Source organism: Streptomyces gamaensis (assembly GCF_042656465.1).
Taxonomy (GTDB): Bacteria; Actinomycetota; Actinomycetes; order Streptomycetales; family Streptomycetaceae; genus Streptomyces; species Streptomyces gamaensis.
Genome location: NZ_JBHSPB010000005.1, coordinates 220,626 through 243,499 on the forward strand (window position 1 = coordinate 220,626; position 22,874 = coordinate 243,499).

Annotated in this window: 18 protein-coding genes; 10 read left to right on the top strand and 8 right to left on the bottom strand. The window is 73.1% G+C overall.

The window, feature by feature from the left end:
- Positions 1-109 precede the first annotated feature (109 nt).
- Together ACFP1Z_RS10515 and ACFP1Z_RS10520 are read left to right on the top strand one after the other, a co-directional pair.
- Complete coding sequence (locus ACFP1Z_RS10515) at positions 110-1,129, top strand: FecCD family ABC transporter permease (protein WP_390315910.1); 1,020 nt, start codon at positions 110-112, stop codon at positions 1,127-1,129.
- Complete coding sequence (locus ACFP1Z_RS10520; RefSeq protein ID WP_390315746.1) at positions 1,126-2,211, top strand: FecCD family ABC transporter permease; 1,086 nt, start codon at positions 1,126-1,128, stop codon at positions 2,209-2,211. The genes ACFP1Z_RS10515 and ACFP1Z_RS10520 overlap by 4 nt, the downstream gene beginning before the upstream one ends.
- Here the strand turns inward: ACFP1Z_RS10520 and ACFP1Z_RS10525 are convergent.
- Positions 2,194-2,559, bottom strand: coding sequence for a DUF1330 domain-containing protein (locus ACFP1Z_RS10525; protein WP_390315748.1), 366 nt, complete (start codon positions 2,557-2,559; stop codon positions 2,194-2,196). The two genes, ACFP1Z_RS10520 and ACFP1Z_RS10525, sit on opposite strands and share 18 nt — an antisense overlap.
- Positions 2,560-2,801: 242 nt before the next feature.
- Between ACFP1Z_RS10525 and ACFP1Z_RS10530 the strand changes: the two genes are divergently transcribed.
- Both ACFP1Z_RS10530 and ACFP1Z_RS10535 read left to right on the top strand, forming a co-directional pair.
- The gene (locus tag ACFP1Z_RS10530; RefSeq protein WP_390315749.1) at positions 2,802-4,043 is read left to right on the top strand and encodes a helix-turn-helix domain-containing protein; all 1,242 of its coding nucleotides are present in this window, start codon (positions 2,802-2,804) and stop codon (positions 4,041-4,043) included.
- Positions 4,044-4,133: 90 nt separating this feature from the next.
- Positions 4,134-4,745: a hypothetical protein gene (locus ACFP1Z_RS10535; RefSeq protein ID WP_390315751.1), complete on the top strand. Its 612-nt coding sequence runs from the start codon at positions 4,134-4,136 to the stop codon at positions 4,743-4,745.
- 45 nt (positions 4,746-4,790) lie between these two features.
- Here the strand turns inward: ACFP1Z_RS10535 and ACFP1Z_RS10540 are convergent, their stop codons facing one another.
- The gene (locus ACFP1Z_RS10540) at positions 4,791-5,276 is read right to left on the bottom strand and encodes a PadR family transcriptional regulator (RefSeq protein WP_390315911.1); all 486 of its coding nucleotides are present in this window, start codon (positions 5,274-5,276) and stop codon (positions 4,791-4,793) included.
- A gap of 139 nt (positions 5,277-5,415) precedes the next feature.
- Between ACFP1Z_RS10540 and ACFP1Z_RS10545 the strand changes: the two genes are divergently transcribed.
- The 3 genes from ACFP1Z_RS10545 to ACFP1Z_RS10555 all read left to right on the top strand — a co-directional run bounded on the left by ACFP1Z_RS10545 (position 5,416) and on the right by ACFP1Z_RS10555 (position 6,305).
- Complete coding sequence (locus ACFP1Z_RS10545; protein ID WP_390315752.1) at positions 5,416-5,706, top strand: cysteine hydrolase family protein; 291 nt, start codon at positions 5,416-5,418, stop codon at positions 5,704-5,706.
- Between the two features lie 126 nt (positions 5,707-5,832).
- Positions 5,833-6,012 carry a hypothetical protein gene (locus tag ACFP1Z_RS10550; protein WP_390315753.1) on the top strand — a complete coding sequence of 60 codons (180 nt, stop codon included), beginning with the start codon at positions 5,833-5,835 and terminating at the stop codon, positions 6,010-6,012.
- Positions 6,013-6,041: 29 nt separating this feature from the next.
- Entirely contained in the window at positions 6,042-6,305 is a 264-nt protein-coding gene (locus ACFP1Z_RS10555) for a hypothetical protein (RefSeq protein WP_390315754.1), read from the top strand.
- A gap of 67 nt (positions 6,306-6,372) precedes the next feature.
- On the opposite strand, the gene ACFP1Z_RS10560 is transcribed toward ACFP1Z_RS10555, so the two are convergent.
- On the bottom strand, positions 6,373-7,248 hold the full coding sequence (locus ACFP1Z_RS10560; RefSeq protein ID WP_390315756.1) for an MBL fold metallo-hydrolase: 876 nt from the start codon (positions 7,246-7,248) through the stop codon (positions 6,373-6,375).
- 124 nt (positions 7,249-7,372) lie between these two features.
- Here ACFP1Z_RS10560 and ACFP1Z_RS10565 point away from each other — a divergent pair, with 124 nt between their 5' ends.
- Positions 7,373-7,816 carry a MarR family winged helix-turn-helix transcriptional regulator gene (locus tag ACFP1Z_RS10565; RefSeq protein ID WP_390315757.1) on the top strand — a complete coding sequence of 148 codons (444 nt, stop codon included), beginning with the start codon at positions 7,373-7,375 and terminating at the stop codon, positions 7,814-7,816.
- 102 nt (positions 7,817-7,918) lie between these two features.
- Here ACFP1Z_RS10565 and ACFP1Z_RS10570 read toward each other — a convergent pair whose 3' ends face one another.
- The 3 genes from ACFP1Z_RS10570 to ACFP1Z_RS10580 form a co-directional block, all read right to left on the bottom strand.
- Complete coding sequence (locus tag ACFP1Z_RS10570; RefSeq protein ID WP_390315758.1) at positions 7,919-9,103, bottom strand: serine hydrolase domain-containing protein; 1,185 nt, start codon at positions 9,101-9,103, stop codon at positions 7,919-7,921.
- A gap of 227 nt (positions 9,104-9,330) precedes the next feature.
- On the bottom strand, positions 9,331-14,016 hold the full coding sequence (locus ACFP1Z_RS10575) for an HAD-IC family P-type ATPase (protein WP_390315759.1): 4,686 nt from the start codon (positions 14,014-14,016) through the stop codon (positions 9,331-9,333).
- A gap of 204 nt (positions 14,017-14,220) precedes the next feature.
- The gene (locus tag ACFP1Z_RS10580; protein WP_390315761.1) at positions 14,221-14,568 is read right to left on the bottom strand and encodes a hypothetical protein; all 348 of its coding nucleotides are present in this window, start codon (positions 14,566-14,568) and stop codon (positions 14,221-14,223) included.
- 324 nt (positions 14,569-14,892) lie between these two features.
- Between ACFP1Z_RS10580 and ACFP1Z_RS10585 the strand changes: the two genes are divergently transcribed.
- On the top strand, positions 14,893-15,186 hold the full coding sequence (locus ACFP1Z_RS10585) for a hypothetical protein (protein ID WP_390315762.1): 294 nt from the start codon (positions 14,893-14,895) through the stop codon (positions 15,184-15,186).
- 163 nt (positions 15,187-15,349) lie between these two features.
- Complete coding sequence (locus ACFP1Z_RS10590) at positions 15,350-15,670, top strand: hypothetical protein (protein WP_390315763.1); 321 nt, start codon at positions 15,350-15,352, stop codon at positions 15,668-15,670.
- Positions 15,671-15,746: 76 nt separating this feature from the next.
- On the opposite strand, the gene ACFP1Z_RS10595 is transcribed toward ACFP1Z_RS10590, so the two are convergent.
- Entirely contained in the window at positions 15,747-20,570 is a 4,824-nt protein-coding gene (locus ACFP1Z_RS10595) for a DNA repair ATPase (protein ID WP_390315764.1), read from the bottom strand.
- Positions 20,571-20,819: 249 nt separating this feature from the next.
- The gene (locus ACFP1Z_RS10600; RefSeq protein ID WP_390315765.1) at positions 20,820-22,844 is read right to left on the bottom strand and encodes an SPFH domain-containing protein; all 2,025 of its coding nucleotides are present in this window, start codon (positions 22,842-22,844) and stop codon (positions 20,820-20,822) included.
- Positions 22,845-22,874 lie beyond the last annotated feature (30 nt).

The following is a 22,874-nucleotide window of genomic DNA, read 5'->3' on the forward strand; positions in this document are numbered from 1 at the left end:
ACGGCGCCGGGCCGGCGCCCGGGCCGTCCCACCCCGGGAGACCGGGAGCGTGCCGGACCACAGCACTGAGGACGCCGACCGGGCCTCAGCACCCCCGGGCGGCCGCCCGGTGGCCACCACCGCCCGGCGTACGACCGGCCGCACCCTCGTGTGGACCGCCGCCGCCCTCGGCCTGGTGGCCGTGGCCGCCGCCCTCAGCCTCACCGTCGGCACCCGTCCCGTCCCCCTGCCCGCCGTCGTCGACGCCCTGCTGCACGGCGGGAGTTCGACGGACCCGGACGCGCTGGTCGTACGGTCGCTGCGCGTGCCGCGTACGGAGACGGCCGTCGCCGCCGGAGCCGCACTCGGGATCGCCGGGGCCGCCCTGCAGGCCGTCAGCCGCAACCCGCTCGCCGACCCGGGCATCCTCGGACTGAGCCAGGGCGCGGCGGCCGGAGTCGTGCTCGCCATCGCCCTCGGCCTCGCGAACGGTTTCGGCGGTTACGTCTGGTACGCCTTCGCCGGGGCGTGCGCGGCCGCGTGCGTCGTGTACGCGATCGCCTCGCGCGGCCGGGGCGGGGCCACACCCGTCAAACTCGCGCTGGCCGGGACCGCGTTCGCGGCGATGACGACCGGGGCCACCACCGTGGTGCTGACGTCGAGCTCGGCGGCCCTCGACCAGTTCCGGTTCTGGCAGGTGGGCTCGCTCAGCGGGCGCGACGCGCAGACCGTGCTGCGGATGCTGCCGTTCCTCGCCGGGGGCGCGCTGCTGGTGTTCGCGTGCGCGCGCGGCCTGGACGCGCTCGCCCTCGGCGACGACACCGCCCGCGCGCTCGGCCACCGGGTCGCGCGCGTACGGGCCTGCGCGGCGCTCGGCGCGACCGTGCTCACGGCCGCCGCGGTCGCCGCCGCCGGACCGATCGCCTTCGTCGGCCTGGCCGTTCCGCACCTGGCCCGCCGCCTCGCCGGCGGCGCCCACCGCCGGCTGCTGCCCCTGGCCGCGCTCCTCGGCGCGGCGCTGCTGCTCGCGGCGGACGTGGCGGGGCGGGTCGTACGGGCTCCGGGCGAGGTACCGGCCGGGGTGATGACGGCGCTCGTGGGGGCGCCGGTACTGATCGTGCTGGTGCGTCGCAAGGGGATGCCGACGTGAGCGTGGCGAAGTCGGCGAATTCGGCGAAGTCGGCGAAGACCTATCCGCGTTCGGCGGGCCTGTTCGTACTCCGCCTGCGTGCCACTTCCCTTCTGCTGCACCGGCGTTCGGCGGTGGCCGCGGGCGTTCTGTCCGTCCTGCTCGCGGTGGCGATGCTGGCCTCCGCGTGTCTCGGGCAGACGGTCGTGACGCCGGCGGAGGTGTGGCACGTGCTGCGGGGCGGCAGCGGCCCGTACACGCTGGTGGTCGGTGAACTGCGCGTACCGCGCATCGCCCTCGGGGCGCTGGTCGGCGCGGCGCTCGGCACCGCCGGGGCGCTCGTGCAGAGCGTGACGCGCAATCCGCTCGCCAGCCCGGACGTGATCGGCGTCGGGCACGGCGCGGCGGCCGCGACGGTACTGGCCCTCGCCACCGGCACCGTCGCCTCGCCCGGCGCGCTGCCCGTCGTGTCCGTGGCGGGCGGCCTGGCCGCGGCGGCCCTGGTGTACGTACTGGCGTGGCGGCGCGGCATGCAGCCGAGCCGGTTCGTGCTGTCCGGGGTGGGCATCGGTGTGGCGCTCTCGGCGGTCGTCCACCTCTACCTCACCGACTCCGAACTCGACGCCGCCGAGCAGGTCAAACTCTGGCTCACAGGCAGTCTCAACGGCCGGGGCTGGGCCCAGGCGGGCCCTTTGGCATGCGTGCTGCTGCTGTGCCTGCCGGGCCTGGTGTGGGCGAGCCGCGCGCTGCGGCCGCTGTCCCTCGACCCGGACACCGCGGCGGCCCTCGGTGTCCGGGTCGCGCGGACCCAGCTGGTACTGACCGTCCTGGGCGTCGTCCTCGCCGCGAGCGCCACGGGCGCGGCGGGCCCCCTGGGCTTCGTCGCCCTCACCAGCCCCCAACTCGCCAAGCGGGCCGCACGCACTCCGCAACTGCCGCTGCTGTGCTCGGCGTTGACCGGCGCGGTCGTGGTGGTCGCGGCCGACCTGGCCGCCCGTACGCTGCTCACTCCGCTGGAGATCCCGGTGGGGGCCGTGACGGCGCTCGTCGGGGGACCGTATCTGCTGTGGCTGCTGGGGCGGGCGTCAGGCGCCGTCCGCTGACCCGCCCGCGGCCGCCGCTCTGAAGGCGGCGGCCGTCCGCGCGGCGTCGTAGTCCGGGCCGACGCCCTCGACGAAGAGGAGGCTCCCCGGAATGTGCCGCGTGCGCAGCGGCAGAAGCTCCTGGTAGGCGGGCGACCTGTACCACGCGCGCGCCCGCGCGAGATCCGGGAACTCCACGACAACCACGAACCCGAGCGCCTCCCCCTCGATCCACTCCCCCGGCTCCCCGTGCACGAGGAAACGGCCGCCGTAGGGCTCGAAGGTGGCCTGGACGCGCTCGACGTAGGTGAGGGCGTCCTCGTGGAGGGGGAAGGTGGGGCGCAGGACGGCTATGGAATAGGCGGGCATGAGGTCTCCCTGTCATCGGGCCGACGCAACTCCCTTATGGTGCACGGGAGGTGGAGATTCCGTCGACGGACTGAGAGCGAGGTCACGACCCGCCACCCTCGCCCAGGGTCGCTCGCGGTCTGTTCCCCTGCACTCCGGTCCGGCACTCACCCGGCCGGGCTCCGGCGCGCTGCCTGTCGGCTCCCCTGTCCGTCCATCGGCTTTCGTCCTACGCTGGCGCCGTCCGGGCAGAAAGGCGGAAGATGTCTGAGCAGCACGTCGGCCAGCGCATTCGCGAGTTGCGCAAGATCCGTCAGATGAGCGTGCGACAGCTCGCGAACGCCGTCGCCGTCTCGGTCAGCGCCCTGGAGAAATACGAGCGCGGCGACCGCACGGTGTCACCCGCGACGCTGGCGCGCCTCGCACAAGCCCTCAAGGTCGGCCCGACGAGCCTGACAGGGCAGCCGTATCTGAACGGAGCGGAGGCCGAGGTCCAGGCACAGGCCGTCATCCCGGAACTGCGCCGGATCCTGCTCACCCACGACAACCCGGACGACCTCACCGTCCGGCCGCGCCCCCTGCGTGTTCTGGCACAGGAGATGGCCGAGGTCTCACGTCTGCGTCAGGACGGGGCGTACATCCCCATGGGGCCCCTGCTTCCCGGGCTGCTCACGGAGCTCACCCACGTTGCGCTCTCGACTCAGGACAGCGCAGCGTACTGGTGGCTCGCACGCGGCTACCGTGCGGTGAACTCGCTGGCTCACAAAATGGGTTACCACGACCTGAGCTTCACCGCGATCGAACGGGTGCACTGGGCAGCCGACCGCTCCGGGGACCCGCTGATGCAGGTGACCGCCGCGTACCTCAAGGCCGGCGCGATGATCCGGATGGGTACGTTCACGTCGGCGCGGCGCGTACTGGAGGGCCTTGCCGACCAGGTCTCACGGATGGCACCGGAAGGCTGCTTGCGCCCGCAGGACCTCGCCGTCCTTGGCGGGGTACAGCTGAAGCTTGCTGTCCTGGAAGCACGCGACGGCAACTCGGCCCCGTCACGGGCACGCCTCGAAGAGGCCGGCCGAATCGCGCGGTTGCTGGGGCGGGATTCCGATCACTACGAGATGTCGTTCGGGCCGACGAACCTGCGCATCCACGAGGTCGCCGCGCTCATCGACATGGGGAACGAAGGCGTGCGGGAGGCGCTCGCGCGACTGCGGGAGTGGGGCGAGGAGCAGGAGCGCGACGAGTGGGCGCCCTCGGAGTCGGTCCCGGCCGAGCGCAGAAGCCACCATCACATCGACGTTGCCGCAGCCAAGCTCGCGGTAGGCGACCGGAACGGCGCACACCAGGAGCACTTGGCGGCCCGTCGCATCAGTCCGGTGCACGCGCGATACCACCCGACTCTGCGGGCCACGGCTGCCACGCTGGTCCGCCTGGGGCGGAACCAGGACGATTCCGTTGCGGCGATGGCGCGTTGGGCCGGTGCAAGCACGGCCGTCAAGGGCTGAACCGGGAAACCACCCGCACAAAGGTGTGCGGAGCGGACGGCGTCCTGCGCGGGACGATCCCCTCGCTCACCACACCGAGGGGATCATCTCGTGTCTCAGCCCACTACTGCCTCCGACGGTCACCTGGCCGACGCCGAACCCGTCGACGCGGCCGCCGTCAGGGACGACATCGAAGCTGCCGCCGGACAGCGCCGGTCACGACTACCGGAACGGCCGTTGGAGCAGGCCCTGATGACGCTCTCACTGGACTACCGGGCCGCTCAATGGCTCACCGACCAAGCCGACGATCCCGCCGAGGCGGGCAGCCACTGGAGGCGAGGCGAACCGGCCCTGCTGCGCCTGGGCCATCGCATGGAAGCTGTCCGGCTTCCGCGGGCCGTGGTCGACCGGGCTGCCGGGTTCCGCGAGCACGACCGTATCGAGGAGGCACTGGCCGGATGCGGTGTCACCCATGCGGTATTCGCCGATGCCGGACCACGGTGGTACTACGCCCTGGTCCCGGTCGGCACACGTGCTCACTGGGACGTGCGCGGCATTGACTGTCTCGGTGAAGACAGTTACCTCGGCGTACCCGCTCCTTTCCAGGGCGAACCACCGGGCGCTCACTGGCTCCTGACACCGCCCCATGCCACGGACATGCTGTGCCGTCCACAACAGCTCAAAGCCCTGATCAGCATGGATCCTGAAGCGGCAGGAGCATGAACGGGCTGTGTCACTCCTGGCGCCCGAGGCGGTGGGGCAGCCCGTTCAGTCCAGCATCTGCCGCAGCCAAGCGCGCTCCGCACGGCTGGTGGCCCGGGCGATGTGGAGCATGCCCCGGCGATAGGGGTCCTGGGTGTCCTCGGCGCGCAGCGGCCGGTCCCCTTCGGAGAAGAAACTGACCGGCTGCTCCAGGAACTCCAGGCGGCGGCGGAGCACCGCGTGCCGTTCGGCAGGGTCGGGGAGGCGGGAGAGGAAGGCCAGGATCGCGAAGAAGCGCGTGCTGTCGCTGATGTCGAGGTCTCCGGGCTCGCGCAGCCGCCGCTGGAGTTCCTCGTGGCCGGAGGGAGTCAGGCTCAGGGTCTGCCGCGCAGCGGCTGCCGCCCCCGGCTCGGATCGCCGCTCCAACAGCCCTGCCCCGACGAGCCGGTTGATGGCGGGGTAGAGGCTGCCGTCGCTGACCGGGCGGGCGTGGCCCGACAACTGCGCGATGCGGCGGCGCAGTTGGTAACCGTGCAGTGGCCCTTCGGCCAGCCGACCGTTCGGCGCTGCTCGTCATCGATATGCAGGACGAGTTCGTACGGCCCGGCTGGAGCCCCTACTGGGTGCCCGCGGCGACCCGCATGGCGCCACCGACTGGCGTCGCCCGGGCCCCGCCGAGGTGTGGCGGCCCATGGGTCACCGCCCCGACGAGGTCCTGATCCGCAAGCCGTCCTACGGCGCGTTCTACGACACGCCGCTCGACACGATGTTGCGCAACCTCGGCCGCGACACGGTCATCGTGACCGGCACGCTCACGAACTACTGCTGCGGCACGACCGCCCGCCAGGCGTACGAGCGCGGCTACAAGGTCGTCTTCGGCTCGGACGTGACGGCCACGGACGACGAGAGCAGGCAGGAGCCAGAACTGGCCGTGTTGCGGAAGGGGTTCGCGCTGGTGTTGGGCGCGGAGGAGATCGGGTAGCGGCTGGCCGTTCCCTCTTGTCCGTCTTGTGAGTGATGGACGGGTCAGCCCGGCGGCAGGACGATTGCAAGCCAATGGGCATGTGAATCCTGATGTTTCAGGATGTAGCGGAAAGGGGGGAGTTGGGTGAGCAGCACTCAGTCAGGGGGCGGTCCCCCGGCGGTGGCCCCCGCCGGCCAGGACGAGCCGGCCGTGCCGGCCGCGGTCCCGCTCCGGGCGCAGGCGGCCAATGACGAGCCGGCCGTACGCGGCGGGGAGGCGGCGGCACCGCGGGTGCTCGAAGCCATGGACGACGAGGGAGCCTGAACAGGACCGTCGATCAACGGGAGGGGACTATGAGCACAGTCATTCGGCGCCTTTTCAACGGCAGAGGGCACGGCAGCTTCGTCCAGCCGATCACCTCGCCGGTCGCCTTCGCGACCAGCAGCATCGTCGCGTCGATCTCGGAAGTGGACGGAAACGGCAATCCGTTCATCGGCAGTGCCCGTATGACGGTGCACAACATCGCCGCGAGGAACGGGGAGTACGACATCTGGGTCGACATCGAGTGGCCCGACGACCTCAATTACCGGCTGACGGTGCTGGTCAGCAACGACTGAGCCCGTAGGGGCGGTGCGGGGGCGCCGGGACCCCGCACCGGTCATGCCGAGCCCGGCGGCAGCCCCGTTACGCGTCCACCGCCCGCCAGACCACCCCGTTCCCGTCCGTCTCGACGCGCCCGAACACCACATCCGCGAAGTGGTTCCCGAAGCCGATCGTCCCGGGCTTGCGCAGTTCCTCGACGAGGTGGCCGCGGTGGACGGCCGCCTGTGCGCCGTCGTGGTCGACGGCGGACGGCCATTCCGGGCGGGTGACCTGGACCGGGGTGTGCATCGCGTCGCCGAAGGCGATGAGGCGGCGGCCGCCGCCGGTGATGACGTAGGCGGTGTGGCCGGGCGTGTGGCCGGGGGTGGGGAGGACCGTGACGCCGGGGAAGAACTCCTCGCCCTCGGCCACCGTGCGGACGCGCGGGGCGATTTCGGCGAGTTTCTGCTCCGTGGTGCCCGTGGCGAGGGCGGCTTCGCGCTGTTCCCATTCCGTCTCGCCGAAGAGGAACGCGGCGGCGGGGAAGTGCTCTTCCGACGCCCAGCCCGTGTGGTCGAGGTGGAGGTGGGTGAAGGCGACGGTCTCGATGCGGTCCGCGGGGTGGCCGAGGCTCGCGAGGTTGTCCAGCAGCCGGCCGCCGTGGATCTCGCCGTAGGGCTTGCCGGGCTCGGCCGGCCAGTGCTGCGGGCCGAAGCCGGCGTCGATCAGGAGCGCGCGGTCGCCGTGTTCCACGAGCAGGGAGCCGACGCCCGCGGCCAGCCAGCCGTCCGCGTCGACGTACTCGGCGTGCGCGGCCCAGAACTCCTCGGTGCTGTCGGGGAGCCAGCCGCGCGCGGAGAGCTGAGTGGCGCCGTCCGGTACGTACGTCACCTTCGTCTCGCCGAGCCGCAGCGAGCGGATGCCGGACGGGCGGCGCAGGCGGGCGGTGTCGGCGGTGTTTCCGGGTGTGCTGGTCATGGTGGTTCCCCCTGTCTGCGTGCGGAGCGCCGGTGATCACCGGCGCCGCCGCGAGCCTACGCTTACAGCTTGAATCATTCAAGCTGTAATTATTCTGACTTGATGCGCTTGTTAGGATCGGACCATGTCCGCGACGCCCGCGCCCCAGCCCCAGGATTCCCAGACCGTCGCCGAGCGACAGCTGTGCGGTCTGGTGACCGGGCTGGCCCGGCAGATCGCCGACCACGTCCGCGAGCGCGCGGCCCGGCTCGATCTCACCGCGCCGCAGGCGACCGCACTGCGCGAGCTGACCGGGCCGATGACCATGAAGGAGCTCGCCGAGCGCATGACCTGCGAGCCCTCCAACGCGACGTTCGTCGTCGACAAGCTGGAGAAGCAGGGCTTCGTCGAGCGCCGCCCGCACCCGGCGGACCGGCGGGCCAAGCAGCTCGTCCTCACCCCCGAGGGGGCCGCTCTGCGCGCACGGCTCGTCGGCCTCCTCGTCGAGGGAGGGCCGCTGAGCGGGCTCGACGAGGGTGAGCTTGAGCAGTTGCAGGAGTTGCTGCGGCGGGCCGCCGCGCAGCACTGATCCAACGACCTCGCGCGGTTTCGATTGCCACTGAACGCGTGAGGCGGGGTCCCGCCGACTGTCAGGAACAGCCGGCGGGACCCCGCCTCAACGTGTCGCCCGTCAGCCCTTGTTGAGAGCCTTCGGCTTGGCCTTGCCGCAGAACTCGGCCTCGAACATGTCCTGGTAGAGGTCTCCGTCCTCCAGCCAGTCACCGTTGATGTTGAAGGTGAGCATGTGCTTGCCGTCCCGCGTACCGGCGGTGCTGCTCAGCGAGCCCCACACGATGCCGTCGTGGCCCCACACGTCGACGCCGCAGCTCAGCTGGCGGCGGATCATGCCGAGGCCGTAGTCGAAGAACGTGCCGGTCTTGACGGGGGTGAGCATCTCCTGCGTCTGCCGGTCGGGCAGCAGCTTGCCCTGGAGGATCGCGCTGTAGAAGCGGTTGAGGTCGCCGGTGGTGCTGATGACCTCGCCGGTGGCGCCGGACCAGGCCGGGTTGTACTCGGTCGCGTCGTGGATCTCGGGGCCCGGGTTCTCGGCGTAGAGCTTGGAGTAGCCGACCGCGTGCGGGGCCGGCATCTTCGGGTCGGTGCCGGGGAAGGTCGTCTCCTTCATGCCGAGCGGCTTGATGATGCGCTGTTCGGCCTCGTGCGCGTAGGAGTTGCCGGTGACCTTCTTCACGATCATGCCGGCGAGCACGAAGTTGGTGTTGGAGTACTTCCAGCCCTTGCCGGGCTCAAAGTCCGGCTTGTACTTCAGGGCCATGGCCACGATCTGCTCGGGCGTGCGGGTCTCGTAGCGGTGCTGGAGGAAACCGTCGCCGTTCATGTACGCGCGCCACTCGGGCGCGGAGACCATGTCGTAGACGCCGCTGGTGTGGTTGAGCAGCTGGCGGACGGTGATGCGGTTGCCGTCGTAGCCGTTGCCCTGAAGGACGCCGGGCAGCCAGCGCTCGACGGAGTCGTCGAGGCTGAGCTTGCCCTCGGCCTCCAGTTGCAGCAGGACGACGGTGACGAAGGACTTGGTGATGCTGCCGGCCCGCAGGTGGTCGGCGGCGGTGCGCTCGCGCTCGGCGGCGGTGTCGGCGTAGCCGGCCGAGCCGAACCAGGTGCCCTGCGGGGTCCAGGTCTCGGCGGCGATGCCGGGCATGCCGCCGGTGGTGTGCAGGGCGTCGAGGGCGGCCTGGGTCGCGGCGTGCGGGGCGCCGGCGCCCGGGGCGGCGACGGCGGGGGCCGCGACCGCTCCGACCAGCGCGGCGGCCGTGAGGCCGATGAGGGTGCGGCGTATGCGTGCGGTACGTGCCATGTGGGGGGTCCTTCGCGACGTGCGTACGTGATGGGGCGTCATACGGATCATGCGGTCGGGACTCGTCAGCATACGGGACGGTCGGTACGCGATTTGACCCAGGGATTTACCGGGGTTTACCGGAATTCGAGGTTCCGGAACGGCAGTTGACGCATCGGCGCCCCGCCGGACCGGCTGCCCAGCTGCTCGACTGTCCGGCTGTCCGGAACCGGCGGGGCACCCGCACGTCAGCGAATCACCCGCACCGTCGGCCACAGATGCGCCGCCCACCGCGCCACCTGCCGTTCCACGGGTGGCAGCAGCCACGGCGCGAGCGCCGCCACCCCGACCGCCGCCCCGACCCCCGTCCACGCCACCGGCCCCAGCGGCGTGCAGCCGAAGAAGTGGCTGACGACCGGGGTCTGCACGACGGCGGCCAGGACGAGCGCCGAACCGAAGGTCGTCGCCAGCACCAGCGGACTGCGCTGCCGGCCCGCGACCGTCTGCGTCAGCTGCGCGCCGACCACCCCGCACAGCGCCATGGTGCTGCTGCGGCGCGCCGACCCCGGCGTCAGATGACCGATCAGCCAGGCGACGGCCGCGCCGACCCCGGTGATCAGACCGCGCTGCCGGATCTGCCGGGTCAGCGGAGCCCCGAGCGCGGCGAGTCCGACCGGGGCCGCGCCCGGGGACGCCTCGCCCGCCTCCTCCCCCGGTGCCGCGTCCTGCGGGGTGACCGCGACCGCCATCGCCGGGAACATGTCCGTCAGCAGGTTGATCAGCAGCAACTGCCGGGTGGACAGCGGCGATCCGCCGCCCAGCAGCGTGCCGAGGACGGTGAAGCCGACCTCCCCGGCGTTCCCGCCGATGAGGATGCTGACCGCGTCCGCGACGCTGCGCCACAGGGCTCGGCCCTCGGCGACCGCGTCGACCAGGGCGGACAGTCCGTCGCCGGTGAGCACGAGGTCGGCGGCGTTGCGGGCGGCGGCCGAGCCGCGGGCGGCGATGCCGACGCCCACGTCGGCGGCGCGGATCGCGGCGGCGTCGTTCGCGCCGTCACCGACCATGGCGACCACCCGGCCGGCCTCCTGCAGGGCCTCCACGACCTGGAGTTTCTGCTCGGGGGCGACGCGGGCCACCACCCCGCAGTCCCGCAGGAGTTCGGCCCGGCCCGCCCGGTCGAGGCCGGCGAGCCGGTCGCCGGTGACGACGGTGACGTCCTCGGGCCAGCCCAGACGGACGGCGACGGCGCGGGCGGTCTGCGGGTGGTCGCCGGTGAGCACCACGGGCCGTACGCCGGCCCGGCGCAGCCCCGCCACGAGGGGGGCGGCGTCGGGGCGCGGGGCGTCGGCGAGGGCCACGAATCCGACGAGGGCGAGGTCGTCGAGGGGTTTGTCGAGGACGTCCGGGCCCTCGCCGGGGACGAGCCGGCGGCGGGCCACGGCGAGTACACGCAGGCCCTGCGCGGCGAGCGCCTGCGCGGCGCGCTCGGCCCCGGCGGGCACGTCCGCGCACGAGGGCAGGACGACTTCGGGGGCGCCCTTGACGACCAACAGGGCTTCCTCGGCCGCTGGTTGAGCGGTGGGAGCGGTCTCGCCGTATGCCGGGAGGTCGGCCGTCGGCTGCCCGGTGACGGCGCCGAGGGCCCCGGGGTCCGGGACGGCTGCCGTGTCCGGCGCCGTCGGTCCGGCCGGGGCCGGGGCCGGGGACGCGTCGGACGCCGAGGGTCCGGGCCGTACGTGCCCGGCCGCCGCCGGGGGCCCGTCCGGCCTCGCTCCCTGCGTCAGTCGGCCCGTTGCCGCCGCGTACCCCCGGCTCGCCTCGAAGGGGTGGGCATCCGTCTGGATCCACTGCGGGTCGGGGGCCGCCGCCGCGAGGACGGCCTCGTCCGTGGCGTGCGCGTGGGCCTCTTCCGCGTCGGGGACGCGGGGGCAGGCCCGGGCCGCCGCCCGGAGCACGGCCTCCCCTTCGGGAGCGGCCGCCGCGTACGCGTGGCCGTCGGCCGTGACCAGGCGGACGACCTGGAGCCGGTTCTCCGTCAGCGTGCCGGTCTTGTCGAAGCAGATCGTGTCGACGCGGCCGAGTGCCTCAAGGGTGCGCGGCGCGCGCACCAGGACGCCGCGCCGGCTGAGCCGGCGGGCCGCCGCCATCTGCGCGACGGTCGCGACCAGCGGCAGCCCCTCGGGCACGGCGGCCACCGCGACCGCGACGCCGCCGCCCACCGCCTCACGCACCGGCCGGCCGCGCAGCAGGGAGAGCCCGGTGACGGCCGCGCCGCCCGCGAGTGTCAACGGCAGGACGCTGCTGGTCAGTTCCTGCAACCGGGCCTGGACGCCCGCCGCCGGGGGCACCCGGGAGGCCAGGGCCGCCGCCCGTCCGGCCTGGGTCTGCTCGCCCGTACCGACGACGACGGCCCGGCCCCGGCCGGCGACCACGGTCGTCCCCTCGAAGACCATGCAACTGCGGTCGGCGACCACCGCCCGTGGTGTGGCGGCGAGTTGTTTACGTGAGGGCAGGGACTCGCCGGTCAGCGCGGACTCGTCGACCTCCAGGTCGTACACCTCCAGCAGGCGCGCGTCGGCGGGCACGACGTCGCCCGTGCCGAGTTCGACGACCTCGCCCGGGGCGAGCCGGGCGGCGTCGACGACGGACGTCGTCCCCGTGCGCGGGTCGGCCAGGCGGCGCGCGGTGCGGCGCTGGCCCACCGCGAGGGCGGCCAGGGCGCGTTCGGCCCGCAGCCGTTGGACGCCGCCGACCAGGGCGTTCATCATGAGCGCCCCGGAGACGAGCAGCGCGTCGACGACGGAGCCGAGGACGGCGGAGGCGGCCGCGCCGACCGCGAGCACGGGGGTGAGCGGGTCGTCGAGTTCGGCCCGTACGGCCGTGACCAGGCGCACCGTCAGCCGGGCCGGGGCCAGGACGGTCCGGGCGGCCGCGCTCTCGACGACACGCGTGCGCAGTACGGACAGCGGGCCGGGAGCCGTACGGGGCACACGGGCCAGACGGGACAGCGTCTCCTCTGGACGCAGCGCGTGCCACGGGACACGCGGCGCGGGCCCCGGCACGCTGCGCGCGGCCACCCCCCGGGCCGCCCGCACACCCGCGAACAGGGCTGCCGCCGCAGCCGCGTTGACGGGCCCGACCCGCAGGCCGACAGGCAGGAACGTACGGCGCGAACGCGAGCCGCCCGTGATCACCAGCAGCCCGGACAGGGCGGCACCCGACCGCGCCAGCACCTTCGCCCGCCGCCCGACGGCCCGCGCGACGGGCGCGGCCGCCAGCAGCCGCCACACTCCGGCCATTCCGTCGAGGGCGAGGACGTCCGCGCTCCACACGACGGCGCTGTCGCGGTCGGTGACGGCGACGGCGAGGTCGCCGGTGAGCAGGCCGGTGAGAAGGCCGTCGTTGTCGACTGCGGTGCCGGGGGCGGGGGTTGTGCGTGACGTGGGGGTTGTGGGGGTGACGGCCGGGGAGACCCGGGCGACGGTCAGGACCGTTCTGCCGTCGGCGCGCAGTGCCTCGACGACCTCGGCGAGCGGGGTGTCCGCGGGGACGACCGTGTCGGCGAGGGACGCGAAGTCGCCCAGGGAGGGGTCGTCGACGAGCACGACCTCCAGCCCGGCGCGGCGTGCGGCGTCGAGGGCGGCCTCGGCGAGCGGGTCGAGTTCGCGGCCGACGAGGACGGTGCCGATGTCCTGGCCGTGTGCGGAGGCAATCATCAGGCCGGTGTCGTCGTGGCCGTGGTCGGGCACGGGGCGCAGGCTCACCTCGGGTTCACCGGCCGCGTCCAGGACGGCGGTCGCGGCCTGCCAGAGCCGGTCGCGGTCCCAGGAGTCGGTGCTGGGGTGGGCTTCGAGGACCGTACGGCGCTCGCCGTGCAGCGCGGTCGGGTGCAGGACGACGGTGTCGACGAGTTCCAGCCGCCGCAGCCGTTCGATGTCCCGGACGAGTACGCCGCCGCGAGCCAGGGCGATGCCGAGCGCGGCCGTGAACGCCGCAGGCCCGTAGCGGGCCGCCTTGGGGGATCCGGCCAGGACGGCGTCGGCGGCATCGGCCACGTTCCGGGTGAACAGCAGGGTGGCGGCGGCGCCGGCGAGACTGCCGGTGACGGCTTTGTCGGCGTACTCGCCGGCGGGCAGGCGGCGGAGTTCCGGTCTTCGCGGACGCAAGGCGGGGCCTTGCCGGTCCGGGGCGCAGACACTGTCGTGCGCGGCGTCGAACGCGACGGCCCGGGCCACCGCCTCCGCCAACTGCCCGGTACGCAGGGCCGCGTCGAGGACGAGCGCGGTCGGCGACTGCCCGAAGCCGTGGGCCGCCGCGCCGGCCGCCGCGAGGACGAGATCGGCCCCGGAACAGCCGAATCCGCGCTGCAGGAACGTACGGACCCGGGAGTCCTCCCGGAGCAGGGCGACTGCCGCGGTGACGACGCGCGGCGACTGCCGCAGCCGTATCGCGCGGGCCGTCACGGCGGTGGCGATCCCGGCCGCGTCACAGGCCAGGACGAGCGCGGCGGCTCGGACACCGGAGGTGTCGCCCGGGTGCGCAGGCTCTTGCCGGTCCGGGGCCGTGGCCGTGGCCGGGTTCGGGTCCGGGTCCGGGCCGGTCGTCAGGCCGTGGCGGGCGGCGAGCAGTTCCGTCTCCTCGACGAGGTGCTCGGTGTCGGCTTCCTCCGTGACGTGCAGGACCAGCCGGGACAGGGCGGTGTCCCAGTGGGCGTGCAGGACGTCGGGGCGGTCGAGGAGTGCTTTGCCGATCTGCTGTGCCGCAGCCGGTAAGCCGGGGTGCTCCCCGGAGTCCGGGCCGCCCGGCCGCAGGGGCAGGTGGAGCCGGGTACCGGCCCGCCAGTGACTGCCGGACGGGGTGAGGGTGTTGCGGATGACTCGGGCGGTGCGGTGGGCTGTCGCGGACAGGGTGGTCAGGGGGTGCGGTGCCAATGGGTCAGCCTTTGCGGGAGTGTTCTGGGGGTTGGGGGGGCGGTCGTGTGGTGCGGTGCGGGTGGGTTGGTCGGTTGTGTTCCCCAGCCCCGCCCCTTCCCGAAACTGGGGCTCCACCCCAGACCCCGGTCCTCAATCGCCGGACGGGCTGGATTTCGCGCACCCCGAACGGGGGTCCAGGGGGCGCAGCCCCCGGTTTTCGGTTCAGCCCGCACCACCCCGCCCCGCCCCCTTCCGCTTACGGGGAGCCCCCGAAGAACCGCCTCGCGGCGCAGCCCCCTTCGCCACCGGTCGTGCCTGCGTCAGCCAGATCAGCGCCGCTCCCGCCGCCGCGAGCGGCCATTCCACGACGCCGGCCGCGCCGAGCACCCCCACTCCGGTGTAGGCGGCGACGCGGCGGGTGCGCGGGGAGACGACGCCGACCGTGTCGAGGAGCCCGTCGACGGCTCCGGTCACCACCCCGGCACCGGGTACGCGCCGTGCGGCCGATGTCACCGCCCCGAGCGTCCTGGTCGGGCCCGACAGCCAGCTTGTGCCGGCGCTCTCGCTCATGAAGCCTCCGTTCGCAGCCGAACTCGCCTGCATGGCAGGCGCGTTGTTTACGCGCGCATTCCCATGGGTTTCCCAAAAGCTCGCTTGACAATCCCCGCCGGTCCTCGTGATTCTCGACAATGTTCGACCATGTCTGTGTCTCCCTGTTTCTCCCTGTGTCTCCCCGGCCGCGAGGAGGTGATGGGCGTGAGCCCGTGGCATAGTCCCGAGCCCGTTCCCGGGCCCGTCCGCCCGTCACCGCCCGGCCGTTGCCCGCGCACCCGTCAGTAAGACAGTCGAAGCACGTGCGCGCGACCCGGGCCCGTCCTTCCCGGGAGTCCCGCCGTGCGTGTCGAACTGTCCTGGCCGCGTGCCACCACCGGCGTCACCGCCGGTCTGACCGTCTCCTTCTCCGTCCCCGAGTTCCCGGCGGGGCTGCTGTGCCGGGCGGTGCGGCGTTCCCTGGTGCACGCGGAACCTGTCCTGTGCGAGGCGGCGGGGGCGGCCGGGGCGGGGGTGCTGGCGCAGTTGCTGGTGCCGGTGGCCGTGCGGCTGCTGTTGCGGTCGCTGGACGCGCGCGGGTCCGGGGTCCACACGCCGTCCGCCGGGCGGGAGTTGGCCCCCACCTCCCCCACCTGACCGGTCTTCAGGAAAAGCGACACGAGGGCACCCGTCCGGCGGCGCCCTCCGTGTCGTGGGGCGTCCGGCGTCGTTGAAGGGTGCCGAGCCACGGCCCGCTCCGTCGCTCGTGCCTCGAAGACCGAAGACCCTCGAAGACCGAAGACCAGGGAAAGGACTTGTGATGCGCCTTCGCCACCACGCCGCAGCCGCCGCGATCGGGGGGCTCGTCCTCGCCGTGACAGTGTCGGCCGGCACGGCATCCGCCGCGAACGGCCGGTTCTACTGGGAAGGCCCGAAGGGCGCGATCTACTACGTGCAGAACCCGCCGGACAGCAAGTGCCTGTCGATGGGCCAGGAGGCCCGCGCGGCCCGCAACGACACCAAGCAGCCGCTGAGCATCTACTCCGAGAAGAACTGCAAGGGCACCAAGGTGGTCCTGACCCCCGGCCAGCGCGCGGACCACAAGGTGTCGTTCGCGAGCGTGAAGTTCAACTCTCGTTAGCCGGCGGACCGTCCACCGGTCCGGGGGCGTCGTGCCGGTCGTGGCGCGGCGCCCCCGGCGCGTTCCCGGGAGGCCGTCATCCGCGTCCGGCGCGCTGCCCGCGCACGTACGCCTCCTTGATCTCCGCCCACCGCCGTGCCTGCTCCTCGCTCAACCGACCGCGCAGTTCGGCGAGTTTGAGGAGGTTGGACTCGGCGTCGCCGGTGAGGGTCTGGGCCTCGGCGAGGTAGTGGTCGTCGATGAGGGCTTCCAGCTCGGAGTCGTTCATGACGGGGAGGATGCGCTCGGCGAGTTTATTGGTGTTGCGGTAGGAGCCCTGGAGGCGGAAGGGAGGTTCGGTGCGGGTGTTCTCGGACTGGGCGGCGGAGGCGATATAGGCGGCGTTGACGGCGAGGACGGTGCCGGTGACGCGCTGGAGCCGGGCGAGGACGGCGGTGATCTGGTCGAGTTCGGCGGGCGCGTAGGGGTGGGCGAGGCGGTCGGGGTGGACGGAGTCGTCGCCGCGGGCGAGCCGCAGCAGCAGGTCGAGGTCGGCGCGGTCGCGGGCGGCGAGGGGGGCGAGGACGGGGTGGGAGGTGAGGGCGTTCTCGATGTGGCTGAGGGCGAAGAGGTCTTCCTTGCCGCTGAGGGTGTCGCCGAGGTTCCACACGTCGGCGCGGTTGGCGAGCATGTCGGGGATGCGGAAGCGGGCGCCGGACTCGGTGTAGGGGTTGCCGGCCATGCAGACGGCGAAGCGTTTGCCGCGCAGGTCGTAGGTGCGTGCCTGCCCGTCGCGGACGCCTTCCATGCGGCGCTGGGCGTCGCACAGGGAGATGAACTTCTGCAGGAGTTCGGGCGAGGTGTGCTGGATGTCGTCCAGGTACAGGAAGGTGTTGTTGCCCATCTCCAGCGCGAAGTTGATTTTCTCGACCTCGCGGCGGGCGGCGGCGTCGGGGGCGGCGGCCGGGTCGAGGGAGGTGGTGCGGTGGCCGAGGGCCGGGCCGTCGACCTTGACGAAGACGAGGCCGAGGCGGGCGGCGACGTATTCGAGGAGGGTGGTCTTGCCGTAGCCGGGCGGGGAGAGCAGGAGCAGCAGGCCCTGGCTGTCGGTGCGGCGGCCGTCGCCGGCGGCGCCGAGCTGTTTGGCGAGGTTGTCGCCGATGAGGGGGAGGTAGACCTCGTCGATGAGCCGGTTGCGGACGAAGGCGGACATGGTGCGCGGGGTGAGTTCGTCCAGGCGCAGGCGGGCGCGTTCGGCGGCGAGGGCCTCGGTGCGGGCGCGGGTGTACGCGCGGTGGGCGGGCACGCGGGTGCGGCGGAACGTGCCGGTGCGGGCGAGGAACTCGTCGAGCCGCAGCGGCAGGCTGCCGCCGGTGGCGACGCGGGGGTGGGCGCCGAGGAGACCGGTGGCGGTGGCGGTCAGGGGGGTGTCGAGGTGCCGGCGCTCCAGTGCGGTGCCGCACAGTTCGACGGCGGTGGCCTCGGGGAGTTCGGGGGTGTCGGCCGCGTCGAGGGTGTGCAGGTACGAGCCGAGCCAGGCGGTGACGAGCTGGTACCGGGCGGGCAGGTCGCCTTCGAGGGCGCGCAGGTCCTCGGCGAACTCCTTGGCGGCGGGCGAGCCGTCGCCGCCGAGGGAGGCCCGGAAGCCGTCGAGGAGGGTGCGGGCGGCGGCGCTGGTGACGAAGCGGGGGGTGCCGGCGGCGAGTTCCTCGAAGAGGTAGGCGCCGACGGACTCCCGGTCGGCGTCCAGCCCGGGCAGGGCCTGGCCGAGGAAGTCGCCCGCCGCGTCGGCGAGTTCGGCGGCCAGGTCGGCCACGGCGGGGACGGTGCCGAAGGCGCGGCGGGCACGGGCGAGGGACTGGGCGCGTACGGTCCAGGGCGTACGCCGGTGCTCGTCGGTGCCGTGGGCCCAGAACAGCTGGGCGGCGGCCCGTACGTCGGGGGTGTGGCGCAGCAGTCCGGCGGCGGCGTGCACGGGCAGCAGGGCGGTGAGGAGGGCGGCGGCGTCGTGGTCGTGGACGCCCCGGTCGTAGCCCTCGTCGTAGCGGGTGGCGGCCAGGCGCCGCACGGCGTCGCGCAGGGCCGCCGGGTCGCGTTCGGCGAGGGCGTCGGGGCCGGCCCGGTCGAGCCAGAGGGCGGCGAGGTGTTCGGCGCGGTAGACCTCGGGGGACTCGGAGACCAACGGCTGGTCCCAGAAGGCGCGGTGGGCGGTGAGGGCCGCGTCCCGGACGGGGGCGCGGTAGTCGGTGCCGGTGATGGCGTAGACGAGTTCGCCGTCGTGCGGGACGAGGGTGAGGTCGGTGCTCTGGGTGGTGACGGCGAAGCGGTGCCGGCCCAGGCGGATCGTTCCGGCGTCGTCGTAGAGGTCGCCGCGGTCGCGCAGCGCGCGGGCGGCCTCCTGGCGGGCGGCCTTGAGGCGGCCGTCGAGTTCGTCGGCGCGTACGGCCTCGCCGAGGTCCCGCAGTTCCCGCGCGGTGGTGCGGACCTTGGCCACGAGCGGGTCGGAGGCGAAGTAGGCGCCGACGGCGTCGGCGTCGGGCAGTGACCGGGCGCGGCGGGCGACGGTGACCAGGACGCGCTGGGCGGAGTCGGCCAGGCGCTGGGCGCGGCGGGCGCGTTCGTCGAGCTGGGCCTGTTTGCGGGCGGAGAACGCCTCGTAGATCTCCTCGCGGCGGGCGGCCACGCGCTCCAGGTAGTCGTCGAAGGCGCCGAAGCGGGCTTCGAGGTTCTCGACCTGGACGAGGAGCCGGCCGAGGTGCTCGTCGCACTCCTGGGGGGTGCCGGCGGCGGCGAGGGCGCCGTCGACGGCCTGGCCGAGGAGGGCGAACTCGGCGGTGAACTCGGCGCGTCCCTCGCTCTCCAGGAGCGAGCGGCGGCGGGCGTCGAGGGTCGCGCGGGCGCGGTTGACGGCGCCGAGGACCTCGGCGACGCGGCCGAGGATGGAGGTGCGGTCGGTGGCGTCGGCGAGGTCGAGGGAGGAGACGACGTCGGTGACGGTGCGCAGGCCCTCGGCGTGTTCGGCGAGCCGCTCGGCGAGGGGTTCGGTGGCGGCGACGGTGGGGCAGTCGGCGGCCTCGGCGGCGAGGTCGGCGACAGCCCGGTGGGTGGCGGCGAAGGCGTCCTCGCCGCGCAGGAAGGCCACGGCGCGGCGGCCGGTGGCGGCGAGGTCGTCGGCGAGCGCGGTGGTCAGTCCGGCGAGCTGGTCGAGGTCGAGGTAGCGGATCTCCCGCAGGGTCTCCAAGTGGCCCTGCGTGTGCCGCAGTTCGGTGAGCTGTTTGACCCAGCCGTCGGCGGTAGCGGGCTGTTCGCCGCGGATGCGGCGCACGAGGGTGGTGGTGCGTACGGCCGCTTCGCCGAGGGCGTCGGCGGCCCGCCCGCGGAGTTCGGTGACGCGCCGGAACTCCTCGGTGACCTGCGCGGCGGTGGCACGCACGGCGTCCAGGGGTTCGGCGAGGCCGCCGAGGGAGGGGTCGTCGAGCCAGGGGAAGGTGTCGCCGACGCGTATCGCTGCGGCCTCGATGGCCTCGAAGACGGCGGCGGTGGGCGTCATGTCGTCGGCCATCCTGGCCACGGTCAGACACTCGGAGACGCCGCGCACGAGCTCGGCGTTGCCGACACGGGCGAGCGGCCCGTCCCCGGTGGGCCGGGCGGCGGCGTACGCCTCGGAGGTGTAGGGGGTGGCCCAGGTCTGCAGGGGGTGCAGCCGGGCGGGTTCGCTGCCGGGGTCGGTGCGCAGGACGGCGAGGGTGCCGTCGTCGAAGAGGGCGCAGCCGTGGGTGACGATGGGGTTGGCGGCTTCCTCACGGATGACGTTGTAGGGCAGCAGCAGGGTGCGGCCGGTGGCGCGCGCGTGGAAGACGTACAGGACGTCCTCGCCGTTCGGGGAGCGGACGAGACGCTCGTACTCCAGGCCCTCGGTGTCGACGTCGAAGGTACGGGCGCCGCCGGTGGCGAGGTACACACCGCCGGGGAAGATCACGCCCTGGTCCTCGGGGAGACGCCGGCACGCCTGCCCGATCCCGTCGAGGCGGACGACCTCGTCGGTGCGGGTGTTGACGACCAGGTGCCGCCAGTCGTTCTCCTTGTACGGGCGAACCCGCAGCAGCAACAGCGGTCCGACGCGGGCGAATTCGACATCGGCGTCGGCGAGGGACTGCAGGGGTTCGGCGACGGGCTCGTGGTGGACGCCGTCGGCGGTCTCGGTGTCGTCGGCGGTCTTGACCGTGAGGGTGCCGCCGGCGGTGGAGACGTAGACGGTGTCGTCGACGGCGATGTGCGGGTGGCGTCCGGGCCGGTGGTCGTCGCGGGTGGTGGGGGTCCAGGTGAAGTCGTGGGAGGGCGGGAAGACGTGGTCGCGTTCGCCCTTGGCGTCGAGGTAGGAGGGGGTGCCGTCGGGGGCGATGCGCCAGCGCAGGACACGGATGTCGGTGAGCCGGTCGCCGGTCTGGAACACGGCGAGGAGGAGGGGGCCGGCGTGGTGCAGTTGGAGGAGGCGGGCGGAGCGGTAGTAGCGGTGCAGGTCGTGGAAGTCGTGCTGGAAGTGGGGGTTGTCGAGCAGGCCGGGGATAGCGTTGGTGGGGGCTGGGGTGAACTGTCCGTCGGCGCTGGCGTTGGCGTTGGCGTACAGGGCGAACACGTCGCCGGGCTCGGCGGGAGCGTCGCCGCCGGCGGCGGGCTGGTAGCCGACGAGCAGGTGCCCTCCGACGTGCGCGAGGTCCCGCGCGACAGCGGGCCGCCCAGTGGGTATGGAAGCCGACCCGGTGAGCGCGAGCCCGCCACCGCCGAAGGTCTCCACACGCCGCTCATTGAGCTCCCGGGCACGGGTGTCGAGCTCGCGGGCTGCTGTGCGCAGGCGGTCGCGGAGGACTTCGTAGGTGCCGGCTTCGAGGGGGGTGTTGGCGGGGTGGTCTTCGGTGGTCACGTGGTCCTCAGCCTCTGTGTACGTCTTGGGGAGGGCGGGGGTGGGGGGCCTGTGCGGGTGGGGGCGGGGGCGGGCTGGGGGTGCCTGCGGCGCTTTTTTCCCCAGTCCCACCCCTTCCCGTAACCGGGGCTCCGCCCCGGACCCCGTATCGCGGCTGCGCCGCTCGTCCTCAAGCGCCGGACGGGCTTGTTTTTCGGGGGCTTGGGGGCGGAGCCCCCAATTTCGGGAAGGGGCGGGACTGGGGAAAAATCACCCCCGGAGCGGACCGCCCACCAGCTCCGAAACCTTCGCATCGGCAAGCCCATTGGCCCGCACCGTCTCCAACAGCCCCTCCAGCGCCCCCACCTTCGGCCCGCCGCCGGCGATGAGTTTCGTCAAGGCACCCGCGAGCGTCAGGTCGCGCAGCCCCGCGGCCCCCAGGCCGCCCACCATCGCCGACAGGTCACTCGTGAACGTGGACCCGGATCCGTCCGCGTCGAGCCACGGCCCGGCCAGCGTGCGTACCGTCTCGGAGCGGTCGACGAGGGCGTCGAGGCCCTTGCCGAGGGCGAGGGAGCCGATGAGCTTGTCGAAGAAGACGCTGTCCCCGCCGACGATGTCGATCTTCGCGTTCTCCAGTCCGGCGGCGACGAGCCCGGCCTGGGCCTCGGCGACCTGCCGGTGGACGTCGATGCCGGCGAGGCGGACGTCCTTCTCCGCCTCCAGGCGGAGGCGGAACTCCTCGTGGGCGCGGCTGGCGTTGTCGAGGGCGGCCATCGCGGCGGCCTTCTCGGTGAGGCCTTCGGCCTCACCCTTGAGCTTCTGCTTGAGGCCTTCGGCGGCGGCGAGTGCCTTCTCGCGGGCGGCTTCGGCCTCGGCGCGGCCGGTCCTGGCGATGGCGTCGGCGGTGCGTTCCTGGACTTCGGCCTGGGCCAGTCCTTCGGCGGCGGCGTCGGCGCGCTTGCCCTCGGCGAGCCGGACGGCGGCCTGGGCGTCGAGTTCGGCGGCCTTGCGGCGGGCTTCGGCCATGGTGAGCTGTTCGGCGGCGAGGTGGCTCGCGGCCTGCTCGGCGGCTTCGGCGGCCTTGATGTCCTTGACGAGGCGTTCCTGGGCCTCGGCCTCGGCGCGGATGACGAGGGCGCGGCGCTCGCGCTCGGCTTCCTCGACCTTGCGGAGTTTCTTGATCTCCTCTTCCTGGGCGGCGACGGTCTTCTCGACGGCGATGCGCTCGCGGATGACGTCGGCGATCTCGCGCTTCTCGCTCTCGACTTCCTTGTCGGCGGCGATGCGGCGGAGTTGTGTCTCGCGTTCGCGGGCGATGACTTCGAGGAGGCGGTCCTTCTCGATGCGCTCGTTCTCGACGGCGATGACGCGTTCGCGGTTCTTCTGGGCGACGGCGACCTCGCGTTCGCGGTTCTCGTTCTGGATGCCGAGGGCTTCGTCGGTCTTGAGGTGGGCGCTCTGGGCGCGCAGTCGTTCCTCGGCCTGGACGCGGGCGGTCTCGGCCTCTTCGCGGGCGCGGACGGTGGCGATCTCGCGTTCCTGCTTGATCTCGGCGTCGGCCTGGCGGCGTTCGAGTTCGAGGACGGCCTCGCGGGCCTCGACGTTCTGCCGGGTGATCTCCTTCTCCTCGGTGCGCTGGTACTCGTTGGTGCGCACGTGCTCGATGGCGGTCAGCTCGGTGATCTTGCGGATGCCCTGGGCGTCGAGGATGTTGGCGGAGTCGAGCTGGCTCATCGGGGTCTGCTCAAGGAAGTCGATGGCCGCGTCGTCGAGGTGGTAGCCGTTGAGGTCGGTGCCGATGACGGCGATGATGCGGTCGCGGAACTCCTCGCGCTTGGTGTAGAGGTCGACGAAGTCGAGCTGTTTGCCGACGGTCTTGAGGGCCTCGGAGAACTTCGCGGCGAAGAACTCCTGGATGTTGGCGCGGTCGCTGGCGCGCTGGGTGCCGATGGCCTGGGCGACCTTGATGACGTCCTCGACGGTCTTGTTGACGCGGACGAAGAAGTTGATGTGGATGTCGGCGCGGATGTTGTCCTTGCAGATCAGTCCCTCGCGGCCGGTGCGGCGGATCTCCACGGTCTTGACCGAGATGTCCATGGTCTCGGCCTTGTGCACGACGGGCAGGACGACGGCGCCGGTGAAGGTGACGTCGACCTTGCGGGTCTTGGAGACGATCAGTGCCTGTCCCTGGGGCACCTTCCGGTAGAGCCGGGTCACGGCGAGGAAGACGACGAGGACGATGAGCAGGACGACGGCGACGACGACGCCGGCGCCCACGGTGAGGGCATCCATGAGTGAAATCCCTTGGTTGTGCGGGACGTT

Bases quoted from the DNA above. Each gene is read 5' to 3' on its own strand.
- ACFP1Z_RS10555 (WP_390315754.1), top strand. From the start codon at position 6,042: ATGAGCACAGTCATTCGGCGCCTTTTCAACGGCAGAGGGCACGGCAGC.
- ACFP1Z_RS10600 (WP_390315765.1), bottom strand. From the start codon at position 22,844: ATGGATGCCCTCACCGTGGGCGCCGGCGTCGTCGTCGCCGTCGTCCTG.
- ACFP1Z_RS10560 (WP_390315756.1), bottom strand. From the start codon at position 7,248: ATGACCAGCACACCCGGAAACACCGCCGACACCGCCCGCCTGCGCCGC.
- ACFP1Z_RS10545 (WP_390315752.1), top strand. From the start codon at position 5,416: ATGGGTCACCGCCCCGACGAGGTCCTGATCCGCAAGCCGTCCTACGGC.
- ACFP1Z_RS10565 (WP_390315757.1), top strand. From the start codon at position 7,373: ATGTCCGCGACGCCCGCGCCCCAGCCCCAGGATTCCCAGACCGTCGCC.
- ACFP1Z_RS10590 (WP_390315763.1), top strand. From the start codon at position 15,350: ATGCGCCTTCGCCACCACGCCGCAGCCGCCGCGATCGGGGGGCTCGTC.
- ACFP1Z_RS10525 (WP_390315748.1), bottom strand. From the start codon at position 2,559: ATGCCCGCCTATTCCATAGCCGTCCTGCGCCCCACCTTCCCCCTCCAC.
- ACFP1Z_RS10570 (WP_390315758.1), bottom strand. From the start codon at position 9,103: ATGGCACGTACCGCACGCATACGCCGCACCCTCATCGGCCTCACGGCC.
- ACFP1Z_RS10530 (WP_390315749.1), top strand. From the start codon at position 2,802: ATGTCTGAGCAGCACGTCGGCCAGCGCATTCGCGAGTTGCGCAAGATC.
- ACFP1Z_RS10580 (WP_390315761.1), bottom strand. From the start codon at position 14,568: ATGAGCGAGAGCGCCGGCACAAGCTGGCTGTCGGGCCCGACCAGGACG.